Origin of the sequence: Halomonas sp. 3F2F (genome assembly GCF_014897805.1) — a bacterium.
Lineage (GTDB): Bacteria > Pseudomonadota > Gammaproteobacteria > Pseudomonadales > Halomonadaceae > Vreelandella.
This window is the reverse complement of the sequence record NZ_JABUZE010000121.1, coordinates 1-10,002: the sequence shown is the minus strand read 5'-3', so window position 1 is coordinate 10,002 and position 10,002 is coordinate 1. Positions and strand designations below refer to the sequence as shown.

The window sequence follows — 10,002 nt, the reverse complement described above, 5'->3', positions numbered from 1 at the left end:
GTGCAGCCGCTTAAAAAAGTGTCCGGAAAACTGTTGCCAGATCATCACCATCACCATCACCATCACCATCACCGACTACATGACAACAAGTTTTTATTCCCTTTCAGATATATAGAGTAGAATTTAGTCAAGCACAGCATAAAGAACAAACAACCGTTTGTTGGACGTTACCAAAGTGCCTACCGAAAATCCTCAATCTGCTTGTTTTGATGACCAGAAACCCGTCCTGCTATCTATGAACAGATAAGGTGCCTTTTCTTATGATCATGGGTTACGCAAGGGTCAGCGCCCTGAACTTCAGCTTGATACGCTGACGAATACTGGGTGCGAGCAGATCTTCCAAGAAAAAATGATCGGTACGCCAAGAGAGACCTGAATTGTTGTTATGTCCGGGCACACTCCGGAAGGTCTATGTGGGCGTTGGTGTAGCGAACATGCCCTTTGTCGATGTCCACAGCCTTGAACTCAACGAAGATGACAACATTATGGTGAAAGGTCAGCGCTATGACTTTTGGGAGGGCAGCAGTAACTGGGATTTCATCAACAAAACTGCTGTGATCACCCCCAGCGTGGATCTACGAGAGTGCCTTGTTCACGTCGACGGTGAGACCCACATCGACTCTGACGTAACCGATTACTAACAGCAGCCGAGTACGCGTCGCTCTCTCTGCGATTTGGTGTTTAACCTTGGCAGAATCTTCATTTTGGGCAGCTATGATAAGAAAACTTGGCTTTTTTGTTGTGTCGGTCTGCACCGGGAGTCCTGCCAAGGTCGAACACACAGGCACCGAGAAAAGATCTGGCATCAGGCTTACGACATTTGGGTAGCCGATAAAGTATTGAAGCTCATTCGAGCGAGCCCTTCCCGATGAAACGCATCACCGATGTGTGGTCTCGTCTAGATTAGGCGTTTTAAGGGCGCGTAAAAGAACGGCTGCAGGCGTTTTCTGGTGGAACAAGAAAATGACTCCGAGCGCTTGATGATAAGAAACGCCTCTAGCTGTCTTTTCAGAGATACCAATAGACGGCTAGAGACGTTTAAAAAGAGGGGGCATCTGAAACAGTTTCTCTGAGGTTTGAAAAGGTGCGTTTCACGTATACGCTAGTAATTAAAAAGACGTTTTGAGACGTTTTTTCAAATGCCCTAAAAAACGTCTGTAGCTGTTCTACGTACAGCGTGAAAAACGCGCCAAGATGGGCATGGATGATTCAGGCCTATTGAGCAATTAGCTGCACATTCAAATTACCTCCACAGCTAATGACTAAAACGCAATGCTTTATGGCTTCAGCTATGAAGAGCATGAACCCAAAAAAGACGAGCTTGATTGGATGCGCCATAATAGCGAACGTGTCCAACACCTCTTTGACGGTGTGAACACTCGCGATGGTGAGTCAGGCTGTGGGGCCGTCGCGCAAACGCTACTTCGCGAATAACAATAGCTTTTAGATAGCGGACGCGCGGGTGGCTAAGGATAAGCAGACGCGGTATCTTGTCCTACGGGTCTCATCTTCCTTAGACCACGTCGACATATGTTCTCTGCCAAGGACGGCTTTATGACTAGCTCCCATGAGACACCTCGCGCTTCCTATGGGCTCTCCCTACAGGGATATAGCCTTGAACATATTGCTGAGCGCTTGCATACGAGCGATGACCGTATCTCGCAGATGATCGCTAAGTACCAACGTCAGCTACCGGCAGCGACAGCCAAGCCCTGGTGGCATGGCTTATCGAGCAGCACCCGAATCCTGCTTGAAGAGTTAGGTCTGCATAGTCACGATGATGTGGAACAAGCCTATCAAGAAGGTGCTTTTACGCAAGGTCATCCGAACCTGCTACGTGGTCTTTCTGAGCGGACGTTGCGTCAAATCACAAGCTGGTTGGATCAGCCTAACGCTAACGCAGTAATAACAAAGACTGCCGAGTGTCCTTTAACACTGACACTTAACGCTGAGTGTGCACACCACCTTGAGTGGTTGAGCCGTGCAGCTCATATAACGCCGACGGTGCTTGTTGAAAAATTAATCAACGAAGGAGTCAGGCGTCGATATGGATCCCAGGACTAATCACAAAAGGTAACACTGCTTTGCTAGTCTGTCTGGGTGTACCGATTTCAACGCTCACTTTTAACTCGGTGTTGGCTGCGGCGGGATTCCCGGGGTCAATCCGGCAACGGAAAGCACCAAGCAAGATATAGGGTTGGCATGCACGGCCATTGACGGGCACGTGGCTGAACGCAAGTTAAGCATCTCAATGGGAAGTGGCATTACATTATCTGGGGGCTATGAAAGGGCAGTAGGTGCAAATAGATAACGCTAGAGAGCTAAGCGGCAGATCAGATTAATGCGTGCTTAGAGATGCTTTGTTAATCAACAATAAGTCACGAGTAAGAATGAGAGCACCGTTATCATTACCCCAGCTATGGGAAAGTACCAAATACGTATCGTGGCCAAAGAGCCACAGCAACCCCATGGTGCGCGTGCCACGCCCGTCGGGGAAACCCGAAACCAAGTCGATTCCGCGCTTAGCCAGTGAGTACGATACCTTTGAGCGTTGCCTTGCGTATCGAGACCAGCGCGGCAGAGAGATTTGGGGGATACGCCGCTGGAAGGAGTTGTTGCTAGTGGATGCACGCTCCGTCGCGCGAAATCGTGAACGACCCGCTGGCCCGATAACGGGCGTTTACCATTATGAGCGCCCCACGGGAACAACACTCTGGGTAGCGGCTTGGTATGAGTTGATGCCCGACGGTTCACGCAAAAAACGCAGCGCTCAGTTCAGTTACGGCACGTCACGCTCCCGCTATGCGACCTCAGAAGAAGCTATGCAGGCGGCGATTAAACGGCGGCAAGAAGAAGAGGCGCGCTGGTACTGTGTCGTGGGTAAGCGTGATCAACGACGCGTGAACCAATGACGTAAGCTTCCTACTTTAAGGAGTGTCGATGGCTTTTCGCTTTCAACGTCGTATTTCGCTAGTGCCCGGCGTGCGCCTGAATATCAGCAAGCGTGGTGTGGGCCTTTCTGTCGGCCCGCGTGATGCAAGTGTCAGCATGGGGCCACGAGGTATCCATGCGCATGCCGGACTTCCTGGAACAGGGCTGGCCTATCGCACCCAGCTGTCGTCATCTCGGCGAGCTTCTTCAAAAGAGCAAGCAAGTGCCCACTCAACCCCAACAACGCTAGAAGCGCGCATTGGGCAAGGTGAGTCGCTAGGGCTTCAGCTGTCGGTTAAGAAAGACGGCAACGTGCGCTACCTATTTGAAGACGACACCCCGCTCAGCGACCAGGACGTACGTTGGCTGCGCCGCCATGCACGTGATGCTATTCGTGCACAACTCAAGACACTCTGCGATGAATTAAACGCGGACATCGTGCGCTTAGGGCAGCTGCACCACGATACCCCATCTCCTCACTGCCGTGGCTACACCCCACGCCATTTTGCTGAGCCGGCACCCACTCCGCCCACGCCGATACCTCTTTCATGGTGGAAAGCGCTATGGCCACCGGCACGCCGTCAACACGAGGCCGATAACACACGTCGCCAGACGCAGTTTAATAATGACTATCGTGCCTGGGGGGGCGACCTGAACGATCGTCCTGCAGGCCCGTTGTCACAATCCTGGCTCTAAACTCAGGCATATAGCGGCGACATTTGCGGATCTCACGTTCGGTGCTTGGGGGTAGTGTTAGGCGTCAACTAACTTGTCCGGTCGGCCATCCTAATTGTCGCCGAACAGGGTAGTCACGGTTAGGTGCTTACTTACTTAACAATAGATGGACACCTACCATCGAGCCTTTGCGGTAGATGAGTTCACCGGTCCGTTACTTTCTGATTCTCTGCCGTTTTTGATTATTGATATTCATTTAACCACGATAAATTTGGATCACCTTTTTCAAGACGTTCAATAACGTCCTTCAGTTTTATGTGATGATTAGGATTGACTTTTTGTGCCAGGTTAAGGCTGCGACGAGATTGTGCTAAGTGGAAGAAGGTTTTGCGTATGTCTGACATGAGCTTATTTTCCAAAACGGTAAGTATTTCCTGTTCCCAAGGAAGCGCGAACTTTAGGTCAGCAGCTGTGTAATGGTGTCGTCCTGTTCTGGCCACACGTTTAGCGTAGAGCTTTGGCTTAGCTTTAGTACCTCGGGCTTTTTGAAAACGATTACGAAAAACATCCTGTAAAATGGAAAATTTTCATTTGCGGTGCAATTTTGTGGGTCTTATTGCCCGCTTTCCGACTTGACTTTACGTAATCTGCTCATGAGTTCACAACCATGAGTGTTTTTCTAATGAGCATAGTTGAAAAAGAAGACCGATATCTTACTGACCTATGTATTTGTAAACGTTATAAAATTTCACGTTCAACTGTGTGGCGCTGGATCAAAGATGGGGTCATACCACCTCCGATCAGAATTGGACCTCGAGCTGTACGGTGGCGGTTATCTGTGCTTGTCGCGTGGGAGAGAACGCTACCAAGTGGTTCTCCTGCTTTTAATCTAGCCAAAAGAAAGCATTGAATAGCTTTTAAGACCTTTTTTACATTGCCCCTTGCAGCTTCTGTAAGGGGCTTTTTTCCTCGAGCACTTTATCCTCTGGCTAAACCATCGGGTTTATGTAGTCTACCTTTCATCCTATTCACCAGAATTTAACCTGATTGAGATTCTCTGGCGCAAGGTAAGGCATCAGTGGTTGCCACTAACGGCTTATGAGAGCTTTCATTCTTTAAGGCATCATGTGCATGAGGTGCTGTTAGGCTATGGCAGCAAATATCGTATTTTTGTATAGGTGCCTAGCACAAATGCGTCGGGCAAAGTGGGATATCAAGGCAGTGAAGTTTGCCGCTAGTGAGTTTGTTCTCAAAGGGTGCATCAGTTAGCGTCATCTAGGTGTGGAGTGGGTGGCCAAATAATAGTGGTTTCTTGCGACATTAAATGTCGCAATTTGTGGTTAGGATGGTTCTTGAAACGATTCTTGGCACTATCTGTAGATACAAGGATGTCGCATGAAACCTGCTATAAACCCAAACAAAATCGTTGTGTTTACCGGTGCCGGTATTAGTGTCAGTAGTGGGCTAGAGGCGTTTCGTAACAGTGGTTTAAGGACGGTTGGGCTGCATGAGCAGTTAGCTTCACCCCACGCCTGGAATAGGCGCCGGAAAGAAGTTATAGAGTATTATAACTGGCGCCGAGAGTGTGCTGGCAAGGCACAACCGACACTGGCTCATCTCGCTATTGCACGGCTTGAGCAAAAGTACGAAGTTGTCGTGATCACCCAAAACGTTGATGACTTACATGAGCGCGCCGGGTCTCGTGATGTCATTCATTTGCACGGAGAGCTTAGAAAAGTGAGATGTTGTGGTCAGCATGCGTTGGTATCGGATATCGGCATCAGCCCACAGCATTTAGGTGACACATGTCCCGATGGGCATGAATTACGGCCACATGTGGTCTGGTTTGGGGAGCAGGTTATGCAGTACTCAGAGGCTGGTCGACATTTTAAGACGGCAGCCAAGGTGCTGGTAATCGGAACTTCGCTGCAGGTTGACCCAGCAGCGAAGCTGCCCAAAAAGGGCAGGTATAGGGCGGAAAAGCTGATCGTAAACCCTCACTTCGATGTGGCGGATAGACCCTACAGCTATCGCATTATTCATAAAGAAGCGGATTGTATTGTGCCGGACATTGTAGCGGCCTGGCTTGACGGGCAGCGCTGGTAATATGGGCTGTGTCGCGCCTGAGGGCGTGGTCATGTGATTGCCACAACAAGGATTATTGTGCAGCTAAAAGCCTGTTGCACTTGGTCATTGAGATCGTCCTGCCGATACTACAAAACGCATGACTCATGCACCGCGAACCCCGGTTGCTCTCCATGCTCTGGCAACAGAGCGCGTGAGAGTGATAAGAATCCGCGATTCTATTCTGTGAATGAATCGTCAGAGGGTTCTTGGCTCTCCATAGCGGGGCGAGTTGGTACGTCTTGCAAGCACTACCGTCGCTGGCTCGACAAACATCATCCATCACAACCCACAGCATAAGCAGAGAGCACGTAATGGCAAAGGCGAGGAAGTGGTATGTCGTTTGGGTAGGGCGGACGCCGGGGATCTATACGACCTGGGCCGAGTGTGAGCGCGAGGTAAAAGGGTTTCCCTCGGCGCGTTATAAGTTCTTCCCAAGCCAGGAAATAGCCCTACAGGCGTTTGCCAAAACGGCCAAGGCGCCGGCCCCAAAGGCAAGTGCCAGCCTCCCCGCTAAAAAGCCTGCCGCGAAAAAGCCAAAGGCTCCCGCTCAGACGACCCAGAGCGCCGTCGATGTCGAGATTTTCTGCGATGGGGCATGCGACCCTAACCCTGGTCCCTCCGGTTCCGGCGTGGTGGTTTACCACCAAGGCGTGCTGAGCGACCTGTACTACGGTCACTTTGCCCCGATGGGTACCAACAACACCGCCGAGCTGCTGGCGCTGCAAGAATCGCTATCCCTTGCCAAAACGGCCCTTTCCGAAGGTAAGAGCGTGCGCATCCGCGCCGATTCGCAGTATGCGATCAAGTGCATCAGTCAGTGGGCGAGCGGGTGGAAAAAGCGTGGATGGCGGCGGCCAAACAATGAGCCGGTCAAGAACCAGGTCATTGTAGAAGCCGCCTATAACCTCTACTGCGATATTGGTCACGCCATCGAATTGGTGCACGTCAAAGCGCATGCGGGGATTGAGGGTAACGAGTTGGCCGACCGCATGGCGATGAAAGCCTCTCTCGAACGGCAGGGCGCGTTTGTGAAATACCAAGGCACACTGAATGCCGAAGAGATCCTTCGCTTACAGCGGGGGTAAGAAGAGACAGATGGAAGTTTGCTCACGGTGTGACGGTGGGGCTATCCACGCGTCAAGCTGCCCGATGTGTTGAGCATCCGGTTGTGTCGATTTTCAGAATAGCCCCGTTAGGGGCTGATACAAAGAGAGTATACAAATGAATCATCTACAAGCTGATAACGCTGGCTTTGACGAAAGCGCCAGCGAAGAAACCCACACGGCTAGCGTATTGCACAAGGATAGTGTCGCTCCGTTTCAACCACTCGCTGATCAAGTCGAGTATCCCGCTGCTTCTTTGGAGGAAATCGCCCCGCGGGTAGACGATATCCTAGAGGCCGCGAAATTACTGGCTTCAGCCGCAAAGAAGCTGGAGAAAAACCGTCAAGAAGAAGAAGAGGCCGAACAGAGTGCAAGGGCGCTTCAAAAAGAAGCGAATGGTGCTTTTGAAGCTCGCCTCGCAAAGCGGGAAACACCGGATGCACGCTCTTTTGAAGATGTTCAGAAAGACTTGCTGAAATCGCTCAAGAGACTCGATAAGGCCGTGGAGAGCGCCCGCGAGGAAACAGAAAAATCACAGGACGCTTACAAGGAACTACTCAGCATCATCACTCCTTCCAACTGAGTATCAAACGGCATCGGAGTGAACTATGCAAAATAGCGTATCAAATAAGGGTGTTATCAGTTTACCCCAGGCATTGGCTAACTATAAAAAGATCTTGTCGGCGGCCCAAAGGTTGTCGTCGTCAGTCAATAAAGTTGAGGGCAAGCGCGCTGAGGAAGCGCGAGCCAGGGAGCGGGCGAGTCGCCTTCGCGATGAGTCGAAAGCAGCTTACAAGGCCTTAGCGGACGGTGATTTTTCGGGCCAGTTGCGTATCGAAAAGACCATCCAGAGAGATCTTTATAAGGCAAATAATGATGTCGATCGTGCGATTGACGGTGCTAATAAAGAGGCAGAAAAATCTGAACAGGCCTACGCGGATTTATTGTCGGTTCTCAGGGGAGGGTGATTATTTAACCCGTTGGCATGCAACTGCTGCGCCAGGCGTGGCCGCGATAGTTGGAAGATAACGGCCTCACTAATCGTTTACCACACAGCGCGTAAAGCATCGCCCACATGTGGGCGGCGATATAAGCGCGCATCGCAACGCGGTGCTAAATTGTTGTCGCCGCAACCCCTTGATATTTTCCAGTGTTAAAAACGTGCCTACAAAGAACAGCTCTACCCCAACCCAACACCTTGATACGTTGGCTGACATCTTGCTTTAGGGAGACAATCTGCTTGCAGCGCATTTTAAATCGCACCAACATCAGATACCAACATAGCTAAGGGTTTACAGCATTTTATTGTCAAGGTAATCTAAAAACGCTGCAGCAAAATCTGTAGCCTGGGTTTAGCAGCCTAGAACCACAAAGGCGCACAAGCGCCGTCACTTAGTAATGGCGCTTTTTTGTTGCTGTTATGGCGGCGGTGCGTGGGGCACTTCGGTGCGCCGGTTTCCTTTGTGGCCGGTCTGCTAACCCGCGTGCCGCCGCCTCCATTGTTTAGCAGCGATGGGAGTGGCTCTTTATCACAAAGGAGTCCTATCTATGGCAACACGTCTGTCTTGTCTTACAAAACGTAGCCTTGCTGGCCGCGCTGCAGCCCACCGTGCTATGGCACGTGCTGCACTCTTCTCTGATCATAGCCTCCGCGTTCGTTATCAGCGTTATCAGCATCACATGCAAAAGGCCCACGCATTGGACGCTAAAGCGGCGGCGTCAACGTGCTCTTTCGCCGTGCTGGAGGTGCGCTCATGAACCGCCAACACGTCCACCCTGTTGCGGCTGCGCCGCTAGAAGCCTTGCTGCAAGCAAAAGCTAGCGACGGCGAGACATTTACGGTTTGCGAACTCCGTAATCATCTGAGTAAACACCCGGATTTAGCGGATGTTACCTCCAAGCGTTTACGCTTGTACGTGCAAGATCAAATCAACACGCGCGAAAAGCACGGTGTCATTGAGCAAGTTGGCATTGAAGGCAAGCGCCGAAAGGTATTTCGGCAAGTAGCCGCGGTAAGCCAGAAAAATGGTACGACCATCGCGACGACTAGCGATTCGTACAATGCGTCATGCCTGGTCGCACAGCTTCGCCGTGATAGTGAACAGCTGCGTGCGAAGATGGAGGCCAGCCATCTTCAGCTCCAGGCGCTACAGGAAATCGCGGATAAATACCCTGATGCGCGGGATAAAATTTCATCAGTTTTCGAAGAGGAAAAGGCGCAGGCACGCGCGTTGGGCGAAAAGCTAAAGGCCTACGCCAAAGTGCAACAAATGCTAGCCGAGGTGGGGGATGAGGCATGATCGCGCGCGACAAGCCGGCTCACTCGGCGCAACGTCCCCCCCTTCGTGATTGGCAGCAGCGCTGCCTTACCAAAGCGCTTGCTCAGCTATCTCCCAAACAACCACACTTTCTCTGCCAGGCGACACCTGGGGCGGGGAAGATGCTCATGGCGGCGGTGTTAGCGGATCAACTGCTGCAGCGTGATGAGATCGATTATGTACTGTACCTAGGCCCCAGTACGGAAGTGGTAAACCGAGCAGAAGAGACCCTGGCCGAGGTTACCGGATATGCTATGAACGGTGGCTTGGGCGCACGGGGAGGTTGTTATACGTATCAGTCGTTACGTCAGTGTTTGCGAATGTTGCAGCAGCTGGGGGCACAGTCTCGTGTGTTGTTGATCTGGGATGAGAGCCATCATGCCGGGCGACTGCTTGCTACCCAGCAAGGGTCAAACGAGTGGGGACGCGCGTTGCTACTGTTAGAGCGCTATATGCGATACACGCTCGCATTATCGGGTACGCCCTGGCGTACCGATGGCCACTGTCTACCGCTGCTGCGTTATCTCGATGTACCTTGTGATGACGAAGAAATCAACGAAACATCACTCAAACAGCGCTTGGTGCCGGATTTTGTCTATACGCTGCAAGAAGCCGTACAAGACGGTGTGTGCCGGCTGCCTTATATTCATCTGATTGATAACCGCCATATTCAGCTCACGCTGACGCATACAAAGCATAAAAAACCGCCTCAGCAGAAGCAGTTTTCTAGCATTCCGCGCCTGCTACGCCACTCCGGTGTGGGCTATGCAGATCTATTGCGTCACGACGCACCGATGAACTACGTGCTCACACAGGGCGTGGCCAAGTTGACAGCGCTACGGCGAGTT

At 51.4% G+C, this 10,002-nt stretch carries 15 protein-coding genes; 14 read left to right on the top strand and 1 reads right to left on the bottom strand.

Annotated elements, in window-relative coordinates:
• The first annotated feature begins 434 nt into the window (after positions 1–434).
• The 5 genes from INT21_RS12205 (at position 435) to INT21_RS12185 (ending at position 3,627) form a co-directional block, all read left to right on the top strand.
• Positions 435–641 carry a hypothetical protein gene (locus INT21_RS12205; RefSeq protein WP_193085267.1) on the top strand — a complete coding sequence of 69 codons (207 nt, stop codon included), beginning with the start codon at positions 435–437 and terminating at the stop codon, positions 639–641.
• Positions 642–1,272: 631 nt separating this feature from the next.
• Positions 1,273–1,434 carry a hypothetical protein gene (locus INT21_RS12200; protein ID WP_193085266.1) on the top strand — a complete coding sequence of 54 codons (162 nt, stop codon included), beginning with the start codon at positions 1,273–1,275 and terminating at the stop codon, positions 1,432–1,434.
• A gap of 120 nt (positions 1,435–1,554) precedes the next feature.
• Positions 1,555–2,064, top strand: coding sequence for a hypothetical protein (locus INT21_RS12195; protein ID WP_193085265.1), 510 nt, complete (start codon positions 1,555–1,557; stop codon positions 2,062–2,064).
• Between the two features lie 326 nt (positions 2,065–2,390).
• The gene (locus tag INT21_RS12190) at positions 2,391–2,912 is read left to right on the top strand and encodes a hypothetical protein (protein WP_193085264.1); all 522 of its coding nucleotides are present in this window, start codon (positions 2,391–2,393) and stop codon (positions 2,910–2,912) included.
• 28 nt (positions 2,913–2,940) lie between these two features.
• The gene (locus INT21_RS12185; protein ID WP_193085263.1) at positions 2,941–3,627 is read left to right on the top strand and encodes a DUF4236 domain-containing protein; all 687 of its coding nucleotides are present in this window, start codon (positions 2,941–2,943) and stop codon (positions 3,625–3,627) included.
• Positions 3,628–3,848: 221 nt separating this feature from the next.
• Here the strand turns inward: INT21_RS12185 and mobI are convergent, their stop codons facing one another.
• On the bottom strand, positions 3,849–4,184 hold the full coding sequence (gene mobI, locus INT21_RS20790; protein WP_446719048.1) for a conjugative transfer protein MobI(A/C): 336 nt from the start codon (positions 4,182–4,184) through the stop codon (positions 3,849–3,851).
• An 89-nt stretch (positions 4,185–4,273) separates the two neighbouring features.
• On the opposite strand from mobI, the gene INT21_RS20785 reads away from it, so the two are divergent.
• From INT21_RS20785 to INT21_RS12140, 9 genes are all read left to right on the top strand, one after another.
• On the top strand, positions 4,274–4,516 hold the full coding sequence (locus tag INT21_RS20785; RefSeq protein WP_446719047.1) for a helix-turn-helix transcriptional regulator: 243 nt from the start codon (positions 4,274–4,276) through the stop codon (positions 4,514–4,516).
• 70 nt (positions 4,517–4,586) lie between these two features.
• On the top strand, positions 4,587–4,784 hold the full coding sequence (locus INT21_RS12175; RefSeq protein WP_193085268.1) for a transposase: 198 nt from the start codon (positions 4,587–4,589) through the stop codon (positions 4,782–4,784).
• Positions 4,785–5,001: 217 nt separating this feature from the next.
• A complete protein-coding gene (locus INT21_RS12170) occupies positions 5,002–5,712 on the top strand; it encodes a Sir2 family NAD-dependent protein deacetylase (RefSeq protein WP_193085262.1) in 711 nt (236 codons plus the stop codon).
• A gap of 332 nt (positions 5,713–6,044) precedes the next feature.
• The gene (locus INT21_RS12165) at positions 6,045–6,818 is read left to right on the top strand and encodes a ribonuclease H family protein (RefSeq protein ID WP_193085261.1); all 774 of its coding nucleotides are present in this window, start codon (positions 6,045–6,047) and stop codon (positions 6,816–6,818) included.
• 136 nt (positions 6,819–6,954) lie between these two features.
• Positions 6,955–7,419 carry a hypothetical protein gene (locus INT21_RS12160; RefSeq protein WP_193085260.1) on the top strand — a complete coding sequence of 155 codons (465 nt, stop codon included), beginning with the start codon at positions 6,955–6,957 and terminating at the stop codon, positions 7,417–7,419.
• 25 nt (positions 7,420–7,444) lie between these two features.
• On the top strand, positions 7,445–7,804 hold the full coding sequence (locus tag INT21_RS12155) for a hypothetical protein (protein ID WP_193085259.1): 360 nt from the start codon (positions 7,445–7,447) through the stop codon (positions 7,802–7,804).
• A gap of 580 nt (positions 7,805–8,384) precedes the next feature.
• A complete protein-coding gene (locus tag INT21_RS12150; protein WP_193085258.1) occupies positions 8,385–8,594 on the top strand; it encodes a hypothetical protein in 210 nt (69 codons plus the stop codon).
• On the top strand, positions 8,591–9,136 hold the full coding sequence (locus INT21_RS12145) for a hypothetical protein (RefSeq protein ID WP_193085257.1): 546 nt from the start codon (positions 8,591–8,593) through the stop codon (positions 9,134–9,136). The genes INT21_RS12150 and INT21_RS12145 overlap by 4 nt, the downstream gene beginning before the upstream one ends.
• Positions 9,133–10,002: DEAD/DEAH box helicase (locus tag INT21_RS12140; RefSeq protein ID WP_193085256.1), on the top strand; the 870-nt coding region annotated here is incomplete at its 3' end. The genes INT21_RS12145 and INT21_RS12140, both read left to right, overlap by 4 nt.